Annotated in this window: 12 protein-coding genes; 5 read left to right on the forward strand and 7 right to left on the reverse strand. The window is 70.1% G+C overall.

Translation table 11 applies throughout. The annotated features are described in order from the left end of the window. Positions 1-47: 47 nt before the first annotated feature. On the forward strand, positions 48-6,041 hold the full coding sequence (locus D7X12_RS10775; RefSeq protein WP_439329358.1) for an alpha/beta fold hydrolase: 5,994 nt from the start codon (positions 48-50) through the stop codon (positions 6,039-6,041). A 26-nt stretch (positions 6,042-6,067) separates the two neighbouring features. Here D7X12_RS10775 and D7X12_RS10780 read toward each other — a convergent pair whose 3' ends face one another. The 3 genes from D7X12_RS10780 to nhaA form a co-directional block, all read right to left on the reverse strand. Continuing rightward, on the reverse strand, positions 6,068-6,451 hold the full coding sequence (locus D7X12_RS10780) for a YkvA family protein (protein WP_120625184.1): 384 nt from the start codon (positions 6,449-6,451) through the stop codon (positions 6,068-6,070). A gap of 322 nt (positions 6,452-6,773) precedes the next feature. Further along, positions 6,774-7,544 (reverse strand): hypothetical protein, encoded by a 771-nt coding sequence (locus D7X12_RS10785; protein WP_147443602.1) that lies wholly within the window; start codon positions 7,542-7,544, stop codon positions 6,774-6,776. Positions 7,545-7,778: 234 nt separating this feature from the next. Continuing rightward, positions 7,779-9,113, reverse strand: a complete 1,335-nt coding sequence (gene nhaA, locus D7X12_RS10790) for a Na+/H+ antiporter NhaA (protein ID WP_120625186.1) — start codon at positions 9,111-9,113, stop codon at positions 7,779-7,781. 577 nt (positions 9,114-9,690) lie between these two features. On the opposite strand from nhaA, the gene D7X12_RS10795 reads away from it, so the two are divergent. Together D7X12_RS10795 and arsA are read left to right on the forward strand one after the other, a co-directional pair. Continuing rightward, a complete protein-coding gene (locus tag D7X12_RS10795) occupies positions 9,691-10,920 on the forward strand; it encodes a hypothetical protein (RefSeq protein WP_120625187.1) in 1,230 nt (409 codons plus the stop codon). 96 nt (positions 10,921-11,016) lie between these two features. Next, positions 11,017-12,843, forward strand: coding sequence for an arsenical pump-driving ATPase (gene arsA, locus D7X12_RS10800; RefSeq protein WP_120625188.1), 1,827 nt, complete (start codon positions 11,017-11,019; stop codon positions 12,841-12,843). Here arsA and adhP read toward each other — a convergent pair. Both adhP and D7X12_RS10810 read right to left on the reverse strand, forming a co-directional pair. Further along, the gene (adhP, locus tag D7X12_RS10805) at positions 12,805-13,827 is read right to left on the reverse strand and encodes an alcohol dehydrogenase AdhP (RefSeq protein WP_120625189.1); all 1,023 of its coding nucleotides are present in this window, start codon (positions 13,825-13,827) and stop codon (positions 12,805-12,807) included. The genes arsA and adhP overlap by 39 nt on opposite strands. A 140-nt stretch (positions 13,828-13,967) precedes the next feature. Further along, positions 13,968-14,390 carry a hypothetical protein gene (locus tag D7X12_RS10810; protein ID WP_147443603.1) on the reverse strand — a complete coding sequence of 141 codons (423 nt, stop codon included), beginning with the start codon at positions 14,388-14,390 and terminating at the stop codon, positions 13,968-13,970. Between D7X12_RS10810 and D7X12_RS10815 the strand changes: the two genes are divergently transcribed. Beyond that, complete coding sequence (locus tag D7X12_RS10815) at positions 14,377-14,910, forward strand: TlpA family protein disulfide reductase (RefSeq protein ID WP_120625191.1); 534 nt, start codon at positions 14,377-14,379, stop codon at positions 14,908-14,910. The genes D7X12_RS10810 and D7X12_RS10815 overlap by 14 nt on opposite strands. A 281-nt stretch (positions 14,911-15,191) precedes the next feature. Here the strand turns inward: D7X12_RS10815 and D7X12_RS10825 are convergent, their stop codons facing one another. Together D7X12_RS10825 and D7X12_RS43685 are read right to left on the reverse strand one after the other, a co-directional pair. Beyond that, complete coding sequence (locus D7X12_RS10825) at positions 15,192-16,127, reverse strand: DUF2381 family protein (protein ID WP_120625192.1); 936 nt, start codon at positions 16,125-16,127, stop codon at positions 15,192-15,194. Positions 16,128-16,138: 11 nt separating this feature from the next. Continuing rightward, positions 16,139-18,043, reverse strand: a complete 1,905-nt coding sequence (locus tag D7X12_RS43685) for a serine/threonine protein kinase (RefSeq protein ID WP_208718945.1) — start codon at positions 18,041-18,043, stop codon at positions 16,139-16,141. Between the two features lie 220 nt (positions 18,044-18,263). On the opposite strand from D7X12_RS43685, the gene D7X12_RS10835 reads away from it, so the two are divergent. Then, complete coding sequence (locus tag D7X12_RS10835) at positions 18,264-18,890, forward strand: hypothetical protein (protein WP_120625201.1); 627 nt, start codon at positions 18,264-18,266, stop codon at positions 18,888-18,890. Positions 18,891-18,939 lie beyond the last annotated feature (49 nt).

Genomic DNA, 18,939 nt, shown 5'->3' on the forward strand with positions numbered 1-18,939 from the left:
GCCCTCCCCCTGCTGCCCCTGAGCATCAGCCAGCGCACCTGCTGTGCCTGTCGGCGCGGACGCCGGATGCGCTCGCGGCGATGGCAGGGCGCTATGCGGCCTGGTTGGAGCAACACCCCGACGCGTCACCCGACGCCGTGACGTGGACGGCGAACACCGGGCGTGCGCGCTTCTCGCAGCGCCTCGCGGTGGTGGCGGACGGGCCGTCCTCCTTGCACGACAAGCTCGCGGCGTTCGCAAAGACGCGGGCGGCCTCCGGCAAGGACGTGCAGCTGGGCGTGGCACCAGGGATGGAGGGACGGCTCGCGCTCCTCTTCACCGGCCAGGGCTCGCAGTTCGCGGGGATGGGCCGGGAGCTTCATGACCTGCACCCGACCTTCCGGGCGACCCTGGTGCGCTGCGAGGAGCTGCTCGCGGCCCACCTCGATCTTCCGCTCCGTGGAGTTCTCTGGGGGGAGCACAGCGGGCTCTTGAACCAGACGAAGTACACGCAGCCGGCGCTGTTCGCGCTCGAAGTGGCGATGGCGAAGCTCTGGCTGTCATGGGGCGTCCGGCCGTCGTTCGTCATGGGCCACAGCGTGGGCGAGCTGGCGGCGGCGTGCGTGGCGGGCCTGTTCGACCTGGAAGACGGCCTGAAGCTCATCGCCGCGCGGGGCCGGTTGATGCAGTCACTGCCCTCGGGCGGTGCGATGGCGGTCGTGCTCGCCGGGCGGGAGGCAGTGGCACCGGCGGTGGCGGCCTGGGGCGAGCGGCTTTCCATCGCCGCGTTCAACGCGCCCGACCAGACGGTCATCTCGGGTGAAAAGGAGGCGGTCCTCGCCGCGTGCGAACAACTGGGGCAACAGGGCATTCGCAACCGCGGGCTGCTCGACGTCTCCCATGCGTTCCACTCGGCGCTGATGCGGCCGATCCTCGATGAGCTGCGAGCGGTCGCGGAGACGGTGACGTTCCGTCGCCCGACGCTCGACATCATCTCGAATGTGACGGGCAAGGTCGCGGGCGCGGAGCTGGCCACGCCCGCATACTGGGTGGAGCACGTGCTCGCGCCCGTCGACTTCATGGCCGGCGTGCGGGCGCTGGAGGCGAACCGCGTGGCGGCGCTGCTCGAGGTGGGACCGAGCGCGACCCTCGTGGGTCTGGCGACCGCCTGTGTGGAGCCGGGCCGCTTCGTCACGGCGGCGAGCCTGCGGGCCAGGACGGCATCGTGGCCGCAGCTGCTGGAAGCCGCCGCGAAGCTGTTCACGCACGGCGTGGCCGTGGACCTGGGCAAGGCAGGAAGGTGCGAGCAGCCTCCGCCGCCCCGCCTGGCGTTGCCGACGTACCCGTTCCAGCGTCAGCGCTACTGGATCCAGCGCGCCGACGGCACGACGCCGATGGCGGCTTCTGGCGAACAGCAGCCGCTCCTCGGCAGGAAGGTGCGGAATGCCGCGCTGCCACCGGACGATCTCCTCTTCGAGAGCGCGCTGTCCGCGAGCAGCCCGGCGTACCTCCGCCATCACCGCGTCTACGACAAGGTCGTCGTCCCGGCGGCGGGCTACGTGGCGATGGCCCTGGCAGGTCTCCGGCAGGAGGATCCGCAGGCGACCCTTTCGCTCCGTAACGTGGCGGTGCAGGCGGCGCTGGTCCTGACGCCCGATGCCCAGACCGTGGTGCAGACGCACCTCGCTGGCGCGGGCGACCAGCGCTATCGCTTCAAGATCCTCAGCGCGGCCTCCGAGGAGGCCTCGACCTGGCGGACCCACGTCACGGGCGAAGTCGAAGTGACAGCGTCCGGTGGACAGACCTTTGCCCCTGTCGATGCGGCCCGCGTGCACCAGCGCTTCGACGAGGCCGGTGAGCGGCTGGACACGGAGGCGTTCTACGCGCGCTACGCCACGCTCGGCCTGGGCTACAGCGGCGAGTTCCGAGCCGTCGTGGACCTCCGCCGCCTCGCGGGTGAGGGCGTGCACTCCCCGGAGATCCTCGCGCGGATCCAACCTCCTGGCGTGTCTGCCGACGATGCGGCGGCCCATGCGATCCACCCCGCCGTCCTCGATGGCTGCTTCCAGGCGGTCGGCGCGATGGTGGCGGAGCCCGCGGACGTGGTCTGCCTCCCTGTCGGCATTGATGCGCTGCACCTGGTGCGCGCGGTGCCCGAAGCGCTGTGGGCCCATGCCCTCCTGCGGCGCACGCCCTCCCCTGGCGATCCGCGCGTCATCGCGGACATCCAGCTGTTGGATGATGCGGGCAACGTGGTGTGCGTGGTGGAGGGACTGCAGGCGATGCGTGTCGACCGCCGCGCGCTCACGTTCGCGACGGCCACGTGGAAGGACAAGCTCTACTCGCTGACATGGACGCCCCAGAATCTCCCGGAGGCTCCTGCCCCGGAGGACGCGGCCTCCGCCCAGAAGCGCTGGCTCCTGATTGGAGATCGAGGCGGCGCTGGAGCCCGGTTGCAGGCCCTGCTCGAAGCACGCGGTGAAGCCTGCGCGCTGGTGGGCGACGGTGAGATCGATCCGCTCGACAAGGCCTCCTGGGCCCGCGTGCTCGCGGACCACGCCGCGGCGAGCCCCCAGCCCCTCGCGGGCATCGTGCACCTCCGGGCGCTGGACGATGGGCTCGAAGGCACTCCCGGCGACGGCCCCTCCGCGCAGGAACGGGCGCTCGCGCATTCGTGTGGAAGCACGCTGGCGCTCGTCCAGGCGTTGATGGACGTCCCCGGGCAGCGCCTCCCGCGCCTGTACCTCGTCACTCGCGGCGCGCAGCCCGTGTCGGAGGGCGAGCGGGTGAGCGCGACGCAGGCGGCGCTGTGGGGACTCGGGCGCACCCTTGCGCTCGAACACCCTTCGCTCGCTTGCACCTGCGTGGATGTCGACGGCGACGACCTGGCGGCTGTCGCTGCCGAAATCCTCCAGCCGGACGCGGAGCTGCAGGTCGCGGTCCGCGGTGGCAAGCGGCATGTCGCGCGGTGGGCGCACTCCGCAGCGCAGTCCCGGGGGCAGCTCACGATCCCGGGTGAAAGCTACCGGCTGCGCACGTCCGCGTATGGCGCCCTGGACCGGCTGACCCTGGTGCCCACCGAGCGGCGCGAGCCGGCGGACGGCGAGGTCGAGCTGGAGGTGTGCGCGTCGGCGATCAACTTCAAGGACGTGCTGTACTGCCTTGGGATGTTGGAGGACTTCAGCCGGAAGGCGGGCATCCTCCGCGCCGTGGACCAGCCGCTCGGGTTCGAGTGCGCGGGGCGCGTCGTCCGCGTGGGCCCGGGCGTCACGGAGCTCAGCGTCGGCGACGAGGTCTTCACGATGGCGCCCTCCGCGCTGTCGAGCCACGTCACCATCGACCGCCGGCTCGTGCACCGGAAGCCAGCCAACCTGTCGTTCGCGCAGGCCGCGTCGATTCCCGCCGCGTTCATGACCGCCATCTACAGCCTGGAGAAGCTCGCGCGGCTGCGCCCTGGCGAGACGGTGTTGATCCATGCCTGCGCAGGCGGTGTCGGTCAGGCGGCCGTACAGATCGCACGGGCACGCGGCGCGACGGTGTTCGGGACGGCGAGCCCCGGGAAGTGGGAGCACGTCAAGCAGCACGGCGTCACGCACGTGATGAACTCGCGCACGCTCGACTTCGCGGACGAGATCCTGCGCATCACCGGGGGCCGGGGAGTCGACGTCGTCCTCAACAGTCTCACTGGCGAGTACATCCCGCGAAGCGCCAACGTGCTGGCCCAGGGCGGCCGGTTCGTGGAGATCGGCAAGATTGGCATCTGGAGCACCGCGGAGATGGCGGCGCACCGGCCCGACGTGGAGTACTTCTCCTTCGACCTGGGGGACGTGGACGGCAACGCCGGACTCCAGGTGGACCTCCTCGCCGACGCGGTCCGAGGCCTCGCGGACGGTCGCCTCGAACCGCTGCCCGTGAAGACCTTCCCCCTCCGGCAGGCCGAGGCCGGGTTCCGCCACCTCGCGCAGGCGAAGAACATCGGCAAGGTGGTGCTGACGCTCCCCGCGAGCGAGCAGGCCACGGGCGCGGTGCGTGCTGACAGGAGCTACTGGATCACGGGAGGCCTCGGCGCGCTGGGCCTGCACATCGCGCGGAGCCTCGTCGCGAGCGGCGCACGGCAGCTGGTGCTGTCGGGCCGCTCCGAGCCGGGAGACAGCGCACGCGAGGCCGTGGAGTCCCTGCGCGCGAAGGGCGCGGAGATGGTCATCGAGCGGGTCGACGTCGCGGACGCAGGTCAGGTCGAGTCGGTCATGCAGCGCATCGCGCGGGAGCTCCGTCCGCTCGGAGGCATCGTCCACGCGGCGGGCGTGCTCGACGACGGCGTCCTCGTCAAGCAGACGTGGCCGCGCTTCGCCCGGGTGCTGGCGCCCAAGGTCGACGGTGCGTGGAACCTGCACAGGGCCACGCGGTCGCTGGAGCTGGACTTCTTCGTGTTGTTCTCGTCGATCGCGGCGGTGATGGGCGCGCCGGGCCAGGGCAACTACGCCGCGGCCAACGCGTTCATGGATGGGCTCGCAGCGCTGCGCAGGAACCAGGGGCTCGCGGCGACGAGCCTCCAGTGGGGCCCGTGGGCGACGGGGGGCATGGCGGAGACGGCGCGCGCCGCCAACCGTGCACGCTTCGAGTCACTGGGGCTCGGGCGCATGTCGGCCAGTGACAACGTGGAGGTGTTCGAACACCTGCTGCAGGGCGCATCCACGGCGGTGGCCGTCGTGGACATGGACTGGAAGAAGTTCCTGAAGTCCGTCTCCAGCCCGGGAGCCTCCAGGCTCTACTCCCTGCTGGGCCAGGGTGCGACGCGAACCGAACCGGCGCAGGCCGGTGCGCTGCTGGCCCAGCTGACGCGGGAGCCGGAGGAACAACGCGAGGCCACCCTCATCGGGTTCCTGCGTCGCCAGGTGGCGAGCGTCGTGGGGCTCGCGACGGCCGATGCGGTGGAGGTCACCCAGCCCCTGCTCGAGCTGGGGTTCGACTCACTGATGGCGGTCGAGCTGAAGAACCGCGTCGAGTCGAGCCTCGGCTGCACGCTCAGTCCAGCGCTGTTGTTCGACCATCCGACCCTGGGACAACTGGGGCGCCATCTGCTGGTGGACGTCCTGAAGCTGGGGACCGCGGACGGGACCCGCGCACCCGCCGTCACAAACGTGACCGTCGAAGAAGAGGCGCCGGACGCGGAGGTCCCGCTCGCGATGCTCCGCGAGTCGTTCCTCCCGGCCAGCGACCGCACGAAGCTCTGTGTCTGTGAATGGGGGCCCGCGGACGCGCCCCTCGTGGTCTGCGTGCACGGCATCCTCGACCAGGCAGCAAGCTGGGATGAAATGGCGGTCGGTCTGGTCGAGCGCGGCTACCGCGTGGTGGCGCTGGATCTGCGCGGGCACGGCCGGTCCGGGCATCCCCCGCCGAACGTCGCGCTCACCGCCGTCGACTTCCTCTGGGACCTGACCCGGATCACGGCGCGAGAGACGCGCCCGTTCACCCTCGTCGGTCATTCCATGGGAGGGGCGGTGGCCACGCTGTTCGCGGCGGCCTACCCCCAGCAGGTCGAGCAGCTGGTCCTGGTGGAGCCGGTCATCCCGCACCTGCGAGAGCAGCACGGCGCGCTGGAGCTGCTGAAGAACGACCTGCGGTACCTGACGGAGCCGCCAGCCCACACGCCCTACCCCGACCTCACGACCGCCGCGCGCATGCTCACCCTGAGCCACGGGGGACTGAGCACGGCCCGGTCCCTCAAGCTCGCGCAGCGGGTGACCGAACCCTGCGAGGGAGGCCTGCGCTGGTCATGGGATGCCCGGCTGCGCAACCCGCTGGGCGTCGACCTCGGCTTCTCGCGCGAGCACTACCTGACGCTCCTGGGCGGGCTCACCGTCCCATCGCTGCGGCTCTACGGAACGACCAGCCAGTTCGCGGGGACCCCGGTGCTGGCTGCCCCCGACCTCCCCCTGCCACGTTCGCACAGCGTCAGCATCCCAGGCGGGCACAACCTGCACACCGACAACGCGGCGGCGCTGCTGAAGGAGGTGCTGGCCGTGCTCCCCGCCACCGGCGAAGGCCGTGACGCTGCCTGAGGGCGAGCTCCGGGCCTGGGTGCTGTCTACCCGCGAGCCCACCACCACCGCGCAAGCGCCAGCCCGGAGACCACCCAGAGGGCGATGATGACCGCCCCCGCCGCCCAGCTTCGTTTGCGCAGCCCCGGCTCACGCAGGGCCCGCTCCCGGCACTCCGAGAGCACCGCCGGCGGAATCAGCCGCCGCACCAGCAGGATGCCGAGCGGGACAAGAATCAGATCATCGAGGAGCCCGAGGACCGGGATGAAATCCGGAATGAGGTCCACCGGGCTCAACGCATAAGCGACCACGCCCGCGGCAAGGAGCCTCGCGTACCAGGGGACGCCGGGATGCCGGATGGCCAGGACGAGGGCCGCCACTTCTGTCTTGAGGTCCCGGACCTTCTGCTTCCAACGCTCCACGCCCTTCATCTTCGGATCCCCAGGTATCGCGCCACGCTTCCGCGCGGTCGCGCTTCCAAGCATGGGGGCCGCCGGGAAGACGGAAAAGGGGCGGCCAGTCCCCAACTCCGAACGGCCCGCTCCGGGAACTCCCGGAGCGGGCCGTCGGGTGTGTGTCAGATGCGCCTGGGGGACTCCTCAGCCCAGCCTGCTGCCTGCACTACCCGTTGGGCACACGCCCGCTGGAGCCCTGGGGGACCTGCTTCACCTGTGAGGCGTCAGGGCTGCTGACGGGGTACTTCTTCCGGCCCAGCACCTGGCAGGAGCGGCCTCGTGTGGGCCCCGCGCACCTTCAGTCGCGGCGGATCACCAGGTTCACGTGCCCACCCACGGACACGGCCTGGCTCGTCACCCGCAGGGCGTAGCGCTGGCCTGCCGCCAGCGGGTGGGTGAGCTTCGCGCAGGCCGACGCCGAGCTGCCGTCCCCCTGGCCCTGCGCGAGCAGCACCGCGCCCGCCTCGTCGAAGAGTTCGAGGCCGGTCGTCTTGCCCTCGCAGTGCAGCAGCTCGAAGGTATGCGGGCCACCGACGCTCGTGGGATCCACCTTCACCCAGCGCGACGGCTCGCCCCGGTAGGAGAAGAACCCGTGCTGGCAGCCGTCGCCGGCCTGCACCGTGGGCGCCGCGGAGAGCTGCGTGGAGGCCTCACCCGTCCCCACGCACTCCAACGTGGCGAGGAGCGGCTTCAAGGATTCGTAGTCGAGCACCACCTGCTGGCCGCAGCCGGCGTTGAAAGCGTTCGTGCCGACCTGCCGCTCCTGTCCTGCGGCATCCACCGTCACCAGCGAGTACTCCGGGATGTCCTGAGGGCAGGAAGTGTTCCCCGGGATGAGCTTGAGCCCGGCGAGCGCGTCGGACTGCTCGTCCGTCAGCGCCTCGCCAGGGGCCTCCCACGTGAAGGAGCCGCCCCCGTAGCCGAAGCTCTGCAGGGTGACGTGTTGATAGCCCAGACTCGCCAGGGTTTCCCGAGGGTCGTCGGTGCCCGGAGGACCGGGAACGCCCCCGGCCGTCGAGCACGCGCCTACGAGAGAACCCAGGACCAGCGCCGTCACTCCACTTCGCATGCGATTTGAGGTCATGGGCAGACACACTGCAACCGGCGCGCCGCGGACTGCCCCCCTCAATACCCGAGCAACGGTGTCCGTGATGTGCCCCGCCCATGCGTCAAAAATCTGAGAAGCCACAGGCCTCCCTGACAGCTTTCCAAGACGCAAGGCCCGCCCCCGCCTCACGCTCCCGGGTTCATCCATCGCGGCCGGCCCCTGTCGAGGTGGGAGAAGCGTGGGTGAGGGGCGCCGTCAGGAGGCCGGCGTCGCCGCGGGCCGGGAGAAGCGCAGCACGGCGTAGCCGAGGACGCCCGAGACGAGAGAGCCGAGAAGGATGCCCAGCTTCGCGGCATCCAGGCGCGCGGCATCCGGGAACGCGAGTCCGCCGATGAAGAGCGCCACGGTGAAGCCGATGCCCGCGAGCACCGAGACGCCGTACAGCTGACGCAGCGACGCCCCGCCGGGCACGCCCGAGAGGCCCAGCTTCACGGCGAGCCACGTGAAGCCGAAGATGCCCACCTGCTTGCCCAGGAACAGGCCCAGGGCCGCGCCCAGCGGGATGGGGCTCGCGAGCGCCGAGAGGCCCACGCCCGAGAGGGACACGCCAGAGTTGGCGAGCGCGAACACCGGCATGATGAAGAACGCCACGTAGGGGTGCAGCGCGTGGATGAAGCGCTGCAGGGGCGGCTCCAGGTCTTCCAGCCGCTCCTCGATGGACAGCAGCTCGGCCTGCTCCACCGCCTCGTCGGGCCGCGCCTGGGTGCGCGCCACCACCTCGCCCGTGTGCGCGTGAAGCTCGCGCAGCACCTCCAGGGGCGTGCGCGCCGAGCCCGCCGGGATGCACAGGCCCAGAATCACCCCCGCGATGGTGGCGTGGATGCCGCCGTGGTGCAACGCGTACCAGAGCGCGAGGCCCAGCACCGCCCACACCAGTCCGTTGCGCATGCGCGCGCGCATGAGGCCCACCGCCACGGCTGTCAGCACGCCCGCGCCCAGGAGCCACTCCACGTGCAGTCCCTTCCCGTAGAAGAGCGCGATGATGAGGATGCCGCCCATGTCGTCGAAGATGGCCAGCGCCGTGATGAAGACGACGAGCGCGTTGGGCACCCGTCCCTTGAGGAGCGTGAGCAGCCCGATGCAGAAGGCGATGTCGGTGGCCATCGGGATGGCCCATCCGGGCATCCCATCCCCGCCCCGGTTGACCAGGACGTAGAGGACCGCGGGCACGGCCATTCCGCCCGCGGCGGCGACGAACGGCAGCATCGCGCGGCTGAAGGTGCGCAGCTCGCCCACGACGAGCTCGCGCTTGATCTCCATCCCGACGACGAAGAAGAAGATTGTCATCAGCCCGTCGTTGACGAGCAGCCGCAGGCTGAACTCCACCACCGCCCCACCCGCGCCCAGCGACAGCGGGTAGTCGAAGAGGTGCGCGTAGGCCGCGGCCCACGGCGAGTTGGCCCATCCCAGGGCGAGCGCCGCCGAGAGCAGGAGCAGGATGCCGCTGGCGGCCTCCAGCCGGAAGAAGTGCTGAAGGGGCGCGACGACGGCACGGAACAGGGGAGGCGCGGTGCGGGCTGAAGTAGCCATGAGGCTCCTGCTGCGGCAAGGGAGGTGGCGGCAAGGGGGACCGGCACGCCCAGGGGCGCCCGAGGTTCCTTGCCGGCGAGGTCAGGTCAGGGGGCGGCTGCGAACGAGGGGGCCTGCGGCGAACCACGCCAGCCGGAGCGCCGGGTGGGCGAAGCCCCTCTGTGCAGCGAGCACTTCGTGGAGAGACGGAACGGGGCGCACTTGCAGCTCCGAGGCACGGGCAAGCCCGTGGCAGCAAGGGATGGCGGCCCGACCATCCACGATTGCCTGCAGCGCCCATCGTCTGGCGCCGCACCCATTCAGAGTGTCCTCACCTCATAAATCGCCCGGCTGCGTCAGTCCACCGGCTTCGCATGCCTGGCCGTCTGGCCACCTGCAGGGGCTGCACGGCCTCTGCCCCGGCCCGGCGCACAGCCCCCACGTCATGCGCATCCGGGGCTCCTGGGGGCGTGAGCCCCTCCTGCCATGACCGACCAGGGAGGAGATGACATCCGCTGAAACAGACGTCGCGGGTCGTGTGTTTTATTGATGTGTCCGCGCCTTGACGGAAAACGGACGACTCGAGTCTATTCAGGGCATGGCCAATCTCCTGGACTTCAAGACGGTCTTGACCGAGCTGCGCGCTGCCCGGAACGCTCTTCCCCAGGAGACTGCGAAGAACTTCCTGGGGCTTGGCGGAAGCAAGGTCTACAAGCGCGATGTCGCGAAAGCGCTGGGGCAGGACCTCATTGATATCTGTTCTGATTGTGTGAACGCCCTTGAGGATCGCTCGACGGCCCGATTCAACTTCAATGCCGAGGTCGCTGTCATTGATGCCTTGTTGAACATCCAGATGGTCACCAAGCCGAAGGCCCAGGTTCAACGCCTGCATGCGGCGGCGCTCACATTGAAGGGGCATTGCCAGACAACGGCGACCCTCAACAGGCTGGATGCGGTTTCCACCCGGAACGACTGGAATGGCGCGAAGGCCATTGATGTCGTCATGGCCGAACTCAATGGAAATCGAGGGCTGCTGACCAACAAGCAACTCGCGGGGCGGGCGCAGCTGATCATCAACAACGCCGGCGACCCCGCCAACATCGACGACGGTGATGGGTGGAATTCCAGCAGGCGGGCGGTCGTCGCGGATCCGATGGAGCGGGTCCCCGAGGGGAGCCGGGACCTCGTAGGATTCGCGAAGGAGGCGTCGCTCGACGATCGTCAGGTGGGCGCCCTGGCCATCTGCCATGCCACGGCGGCCGGGATGATCAACGTCCTGGGCCGCAAGCACGCCACCTACAAGGCGGGAGGCAGGGGCCCCGTCCTTCGCGGACAAGCGCAGGCCCTCGCCGTGCAATTGTTGTCGGATCGCAACAAGCTCTATCTCTTGCACTTCAGGTGCACCGCCCAGGCGGACGGGCACTCGTTCATGCTGTGCATGAACCATGATGACACGGTGACGATCTCCGAGTCCTGGGCCAACCCGGGGGGCAACGGCCTGTTCCTGGAGCTTCAAGGCGACAAGGTGCGCAGGGGCAGGGCGGAGATTTCGAACGCCAACGCCATCGGCGCCGTCAACCGGATCTTCGACGTATCCCCCGCCGTCCGGACCCAGGGCTATACCAGGCTCTCACAAGCCTATGATGACAGTGTGCGCTACGAACTGCGCGCCCATGACGAGCATGCGGCTGGGCATCATTGCGGTGATGGCTGCCGGGCCAACGACGCCGACATCTCCATCGTGGTCCGCGCCCGGCAGCTCACCAGGCCGGCGACGGTGAGGAATCGGCTCACGGAGCTTCGAGGCGTCTACGACGCCATCCCCTGAACGACGGAGCGCGGCCGGACCTCCCCATGCCCGGCGGGTCTCCCACGAGGACAGCTCCGCACTTCTCCCGTCAGCGGGGATGTCCCATCGTTCTTCATGCCGCTGACACTCACCGAAACCCCGTACCTGTTCTTCACTGGCAAGGGAGGAGTGGGGAAGACCTCGCTCGCCTGCGCGACAGCCATCGGCCTGGCGGATGCAGGCAAACGGGTGCTGCTCGTCAGCACGGACCCGGCCTCGAACCTCGACGAGATGCTGGGCGTCGAGCTGGCGCGTGAGCCCAGGGCTGTTCCCGGTGTCCCGGGCCTGGTTGCGCTCAACATCCATCCCGAAGCCGCCGCGGAAGCCTACCGGGAGCGCGTCATCGCGCCCTTGCGTGGGCACGCTCCCGAGGCGGAAGTGAAGAAGATCCGGGAGGAGCTGTCCGGCGCCTGCACCACGGAGATCGCCGCGTTCGATGAATTCGCCGGGCTGCTCGAAACGACGTGGCGCCAGCAGTTCGATCACGTGGTGTTCGACACGGCCCCCACGGGGCACACCCTGCGGCTGCTCAGCCTGCCCCGGGCCTGGACCGACTTCCTCGACAGCAACACCCGCGGCGCCTCCTGCCTCGGGCCCCACTCAGGGCTCACGATGCAGAGGGATCGCTTCGCCGCAGCCCTCGCCGCCCTCGCCAATCCCCGGCTCACAACCGTCGTGCTCGTCACGCGGCCAGAGCGCGCGGCACTTCAGGAGGCGGAACGGACGGCTGGCGAGTTGCGCGCCATGGGGCTTGTCCACCAGCGCCTGGTCATCAACGGTGTCTTCCGGCCCAGGGCCTCGTCGGATCCGATTGCCCTCGCCCTCCAGGAGCGGGAACAGACCGCACTCGCGCGCATGCCTCCAGCGCTCCGCTCGCTCCCGACCGATGAGGTGCCCCTGCGGGCCTTCAACATGCTCGGCCTCGACCCTCTGCGCGCCCTGCTCGACGACTCCCGACAACCGCCGCCCGGTGCCGGGCTCACGCAGATACCGCCCCTCCCCACGGCCTCGCTCTCCGGGCTCATCGACGAGCTCGCCGCGCCCGGTCATGGGTTCATCCTCGTCATGGGCAAGGGCGGCGTCGGGAAGACCACGCTCGCCTGCGCCATCGCCGCGGAGCTCGCCACCCGAGGCCACCCCGTCCACCTGAGCACTACGGATCCAGCGGCCCATGTCGCCTCGACGCTCGAAGGCTCCCTGCCGAACCTCCAGGTGAGCCGCATCGACCCGCGCGCCGAGACCCAGGCGTATATCGAGAAGACCCTGCGCCGCAGGGAAGCGGAGCTCGACGAGGAGGGCCGCGCGCTCCTGCTGGAGGACCTGGCCTCCCCCTGCACCGAGGAAGTCGCGGTCTTCCACGCCTTCTCCCATCTCGTCTCCGAGGCACGCACCGCGTTCGTGGTGCTCGACACGGCCCCGACGGGCCACACGCTCCTCCTGCTCGACGCCACCGGGGCCTACCACCGGCAGCTGACGCGCACCCTGCCGCCAGAACATCTGAAGCTCATCACCCCGCTGATGCGCATGCGCGACCCGGCCTACACCCGCGTCCTCCTGGTCGCGCTTCCCGAGACGACTCCCGTTTCAGAGGCCGCGCACCTGCAAGAGGATCTCCGCCGCGCGGGCATCGAGCCATGGGCGTGGATCATCAACAACAGCTTGCTCGCCACGGGCAGCCAGGACGCCCTCCTGCGCGAGCGGATGCGAGCCGAGGCCGGGCAGGTGGCGCGGGTCGTGCGCGACCATGCCAGACGTGTCGCGCTCGTCCCGTGGATGGCCCGGGAGCCCACCGGGCTGGAGCGGCTCCACGCCCTGGTGACCCACGAAGCCCGGGGTGACGCCCAACACCCGCGGGCGGGGGCGTCAGAGCGCGAGGACGACCCGCCCCTCGATCGCTCCTGACTTCATCCTCGTGAAGATGTCATTGATGGACTCCAGCGGCTGTTGGGTCGAGGTCGTATGGACCTTGCCCTCCGCTCCGAACTGGAGCGCCTCGGTCAGATCCGCGCGCGAACCCACGATGGAGCCGCGAATCGTCAGCCGCTTGAGCACCACGTCGAAGATGGGGGCCGTGAAGTTCCCCGGCGGCAGGCCGACCAGCACCACCGTGCCGCGCCTGCGCACCATGCCAACAGCCTGGGTGCAGGCCTCCGGAGAGACGGCCGTGACGAGCACCGCGTGGGCACCGCCGATCTCGCTGGCGACCCGGGCCACGGGGTCCTCCTGCCGCGCGTTGAGCGTGAGTTCGGCGCCCAGCCGCCGGGCCAGCGCCAGCTTGTCGTCGGCGACATCCACCGCGGCCACGTGCAGGCCCATGGCCCGGGCATACTGCACCGCCATGTGGCCCAGCCCGCCAATGCCGGAGATGACGACCCACTGGCCAGGTCGTGCCTCGGTCTCCTTGAGCCCCTTGTAGACGGTGACTCCCGCGCAGAGCAGAGGGGCCGCTTCGGCGAAGCCCAGCCCCGCCGGCAGGTGGCCCACGTACTGCGCATCCGCCAGGATGTACTCGGCATCCCCCCCGTTGACGGAGTACCCGGTGTTCTTCTGCTCCGGACACAGGGTCTCCCAGCCGGTGACGCAGTACTCGCAGTGCCCGCACGCCGAGTAGAGCCACGGCACCCCCACCCGGTCTCCCTCGCGTACCGCCCGCACACCGGGCCCCACCGCGGCCACCATCCCCACGCCCTCGTGCCCCGGGATGAAAGGAAGAGAAGGCCTGGCCGGCCAGTCGCCTTGTGCCGCGTGCAGGTCCGTATGGCAGACGCCACAGGCGGCCACCTTGACCAGCGCCTGCCCCGGACCCGGCGTCGGAACGGGGACCTCCTCGATGACCAGGGGCTGACCGAATGCATGAACGACTGCCGCCTTCATCGTGTCGGGCATGGACCACCTCTCTCCATGCCATGACTGTGAGCGGACCCGGCGATGTGCAACGTCCTCCAGGGGGAACATGCGGCGTATCGGGCGGCCCGGTGGCCGCGTCCCGCGGAGTGCGGCATCCATCGCCGGCCTCCGCCTGGGGTTCAGCAAGGGCTGGGAGGCGGGCCCGGCACCTCGCGCAGCCGGGCCTCGATTTCCCGGCCCACTTCTTCGCTCCGCGCCAGGTCATCGCCGAAGAGCTTCACGCCCACCGGGGTGCGGATGCCGGTGGTGAGCATGTCCACCCGGGCGCGGATGGGCATGGTGAGCGCGTTCTGGATGCCGGGCAGCTCCAGGGCCTTCATCCGCTCCAGCGTGGCGATCCGCCGGCCCAGCAGGGCGCGCATCTCCTGGTTCATCCACAGCTCCAGGAAGACCTCCACCGCCTGGGTGCGGACATCCCAGCCCACCCGGCGTGTCCGGGCCTGCTCGGTGGTGATGTCGAGGATGGAGTCATGGCGCTGCTGCCGGGCGGCGTTGTTGAAGAGGATGCGCGGGCGTGCTGCCGTGCGTATGAAGAAGCCCATGCTCCGTCGCCTCTGCATCCCGCCCCTGCTCGCGTTCGCCCTGCTGCTGGGAGCGTGTGATCGCTATGACCGCCCCGGCACGCCGGTGCCGGAGAGCCTGCGGGCCGAGACGCTGGAGGGTGAGCCCATCGACCGGGCGGCGCTGCTGGGCCGCCCCTGGGTCATCAACGTGTGGGCCCCCGGCTGACACGCCTGCGCTCGGGAGTTGCCCGAGCTCGAAGCCCTGAGGCGTGAATACGAGGCGCGCGGCGTCGGCTTCCTCGCGCTCTCGCTCAACCCCAGTGAGGCGCGCAACCGGCAGGCGGCGGCCGAGTTGGGAGTGCACATGACCGTGGCCACGGCGAAGGGCGAGGTGCTGGGCCCGCTGCGCATCGGCACCGTGCCCGCCACCGTCTTCATCGACCGCGAGGGCGTGGTGGTGGCGGCCGTCAACGGCGAGCGCTCGCGCGCGTTCTACGCGCGGCGCCTGGAGGCGCTGCTCGCCGCTCCCGTCCGGCCACGGCGAGAGGACGCTCCATGAGCGTGCGAATGGTTCGTGGGAGGGGCAATACCGACGGCCGGCGCACGGGCGCTCGACTGCTTCTCCCACCCGCTGGCGGTGCGGCCAGCTCAGGGACGAGAGTCTCCGCGCCGCCTCATCAGCCAGGCGTCCAGCGACCTGGGGCCCGCGCCCACCCAGAGGAGGAAGAGCGCACCGAGGAGCATTCGGCGGGCTGCTGGAGGCCGACGGACCCAGCTCCCGCTTCTCCGTGACGCCAGCACGCGACGGATGAGCCGGGGCTCCATGCACACCGGGCCGAGTCACGGGAAGGAGATCCCGGACAGGGTGACGGTGCGCCCCTTGTCCGCCTCCCACAGCTTGAGCGTGAAGGAGCCCTGGGCCTCCTGTCGCGTGGCCAGCGCCTCCACCACGATGTGTTGACGCTCCGTGTCCGTTTCAACAAAGCCTCCCTGCCAGACCGGCAGGACCTTCAGCTCCAGGCCCGTCCTGTCCGTCAGCATCGCCCCCACCGCCGACCACGGCTGCGCGCCTCGTGGATTCTCCATCACCAGCGCCACCACCACCCGGCCGGCGGCCCGGTAGCTGTGCACCTCCAGCGTCACGAGTGCATTGCCGGGGGACTTCGTGACGGCCTCGGTGAGCCGACGGGTCGATACCCCCCTGTTGTCCATCTGCCCGGTGGCGATGAGTCCCGTGAGTCCCCCCGGTCCGCCACGCTCCGCACGCTCCCGCTCCAACTCGTCATGGCACCGCTGGGCCTCGGCCTTCGCCTCCTTCGCCTCTCGTTGGTAGGACGCGGCGGTGCGCGGGGTGCGGTGCACCTCCAGCAGCCGCTCCGCACGGGCTGGATGCACCACGAGGGTGAAGGCCGCAGCCGCGGGGGCTGCACCGTCCTTGAAGCGCACCATGAGCCGCAGCCGCTCTCCGCTCTTCAGCGTGTCCGCGGGAAGAAGCCGGAGCGTGGCCTGGCCAACGTCCACAAGGGCAAAGGACGCCCGCTGCTCCAGCCCCACCGTGTCCTTACCCTCCCCGTCCCGCAGCAACTCCGCGTCAAAGGCCAGCGTGGTGGACACCCCCGGGCTGATGTTCACCTCGGGCTCGTTGCCGGTGGGCTCCGCCGCAAGCTCAAGCTGCCGCACGCCCGCGTTCCATGTTGGAGCAGGCGGCTCTGCACGGGCCGTCGTTTCCATCAGCAGCGTGAACGCCAGCAGCGCCGCGGAAGACGAAGCGGGCATGGGCCATCCCCTCACTCGAAGTGGTCCACGGGGTTGGCATACCCGGTCGTCCAGATGATGGCGGAGTCGGCATCACTTCCGGGCTTCCGCTCCAGGCCGCGCTTTCTGTCGCCGGTGAGCAGCTCGATACACACCGGATAGCTGCGACCCTTTTTCACCTGCAACCATGTGAAGCGGCCATACACGCGGTCGGCGAGGTGGAGCTTGCCGTAGAGCAGTCCCCCGCCCCGGAGCCCCTTCCACTCATCCCCCAGCCGCACGATGGCGTTCCCCTCGCGCACGGTGATGACGTGGGGCTCGCCCTTGATGACATCGAAGACGAAGACCTCGGCGTCCCCCAGCTCGATGCCCAGCTCCTTCATCGCCTCCAAGGCGCCCGGCGGGCACTCTTCCGGGGGCGGAGCAGGGCGAACCTGGGGGCCGGAGCAGGCGAGGTTGAGACAGGCGCCCGCCACGCCCATGGCCTTCATCCCCACCTTCTTCGACGCGCTGGCAGACGGCTTCGACTTCATCATCACGGGTGCATCCTCTTTCGTCAGCGCCGCGGGACGCGCGGCGGCCACGGCGGTTGCGTCCACCACGGGCGGAGCTGTAGCGGGGACAGCTTCCGGTAGCGCCTCCACGGGCGCTACTTCACGGAGAGGTGCGGGGCGCGCAACCCCGTTGGACGGCACCCTGGCATCGGGTGCAGCTCCGCCCTCCAGCAGCCGCATCCCCCCGGCGGCCAGGGACAGCACCCCCGCGAGCAGCACGGCCCCCCCCCGCACCGGCGAGCGCCGCCGCTGTTGCACGGGAGGCGCCTCCACTGGCGGCTCCTGCCCCAGCTCCACGACGTCTCCCCGCTCCAGGCGCCGGAAGGGCAAGGCGGGGGCGATGACCCAGCTGGGCGCGGGTGGCGTGCCGGAGGACGTGGGCCACTCGGGCCGGCGGATGTGACGTCGGGGCGCAGCGCCAGGCTCCAGCTCGGTCCCCAGCGCCTCGTCCCACTCGAAGAGGCTGGCATCCCACGCCGCGGGCTCGCCGAAGCTCACCGCCGCCATGAGCGCCGCGTGCAGCTCCGCCCCCGTCGGGTAGCGCTCCCGCGGCTTCTTCGACAGCAACCGCATGAGGATGTCGCTGAGCGCTCGGGGCGTGCGCCGGTTGAAGTCCGCTGGCGCCGGGGGCATCTGCCCCTCGATGGCCAGGTACAGCATGTCGGGCGGCAGGTGCGGCGGGAACGGGTAGTGCCCTGTCACCACGCGGTACAGGCTGACGCCCAGCGCGTACAGGTCCTCGGTGGGCTGGTACGCGTACCGTGTTCCCGGCCGACTGTGATGCTCCCGGTGGAAGCGCACCGACTCGGGGCTGCGCAGGTGCAACGTGCCCGGGGGCACCGTCTGCTCGGTGATGGGGGCTGCGCCCGCGTAGTCGCCGAGGCCGAAGTCGATGAGCACCGGCTCGCCGTCTGACTCCCGGATGAGGATGTGCACGGGCTTGACGTCGCGGTGCAGCACCCCCACCCCATGGAGCGCATCGAAGGCCAGGGCCACCTTGCCAGCGGCCTGCACCAGCTCGCGGAACGTCGGATTCACCTCTTCGGCCCAGGTGTCCAGCGGCCGGCCGGCCACCCAGTCCATGACGAAGTAGAGATGGCCCGTCCGCGAGTGAGGCCACCGGCCGCAGGCGTGAAAACGCACGACGTTGCGGTGCACGGCCTTGACCATGAGCAACGCGACTTCGCGCTCGGCCCGTTCGTCTCCGGGACGCAGTGCCAGCTTCAGCGCGTAGAATTCGCCGGGCCGGGCCATGTCCTCCACGCGGTACACGGCGCCAAAGCCGCCCACGCCCAGCCGGTCCATCACGCGCCAGGTCCCCACCTCCGTGCCAGGCGCGAGCGCCTCCGGGTACACCTGAGAGTCCTCCGTGTGCAGGGACATCCGGCGGCTCGCCTCGGGCACAACCTAGCAGGTTCCCGCATCACCCTGGGCCAGGAACGACCTCCCCAGTGGGGCGGTCGCCGGGTCCCGCCTTCGCATCGACCCGCCAGGGAGTGCACTCCCCTCCCGTCTGGTGAAATAGGCTTCGAGGATTGCTGTCCCCCAGGCCTCCCACCCGGCTCCGGATATCGGAGAGATGATCAGCAGGTCGAGCGACTCCATGGTCTCCTACAATGTCAGCAGGCTGTTCAGTGAAATGGAGCGCGTGGTGAAGTCGGACGTCCCCGTCACGGAGGGACTCCTGCGTGTCATTGATTTCTGCGAAACCGCACGCCCTCACCAAGACTGGTCCGCGCTTCGTTCACTGGATATCGCGGGCGATCTTCAACAGCTCCAGCGGTGGCTCGAAACCGTCATGCGGTCGATGCCACCGCCAGCGCGGGTGACGGGGCTGTGGTTTGGCCTCTTCAACCCGGTCGTGCAGGGCCGCGTCACCGCGGACCTTCATCTCATCGGGGCCCCCTACCGTGCGAATGACCCCGACTGGCTTTTCGGGCAGCGCTGGGGCGAGGACACGCCCGACGCGAGCTCCGCCGTCCTGGATGCCATTCATCGTGTGGCCTACGGGCGCGAGAGCGGCCTTGGGAACGACGCCGAATACCCCTTGTGCCTCGCGTACGCCGCGCTCGCTGTCAGGCACCTCGCAACGCTCATGGGGCCCACGCTCCTGGGGGATGCCGCCCAGCGGATCCTCCATGTCGGCTTCGACTCCGGCGATTTCCTGTGCCTGGGCGCAGTCCAGAGAACGGGGCTGATCTTCTCTCAGAGCCGCGAAGTGATGACTTGATGCTCGCGGGGGCCGGGCGCCTCCCGGCACCGGATGCAAGCAGTCCAGG

This window comes from Corallococcus sicarius (assembly GCF_003611735.1).
Taxonomy (GTDB): domain Bacteria; phylum Myxococcota; class Myxococcia; order Myxococcales; family Myxococcaceae; genus Corallococcus; species Corallococcus sicarius.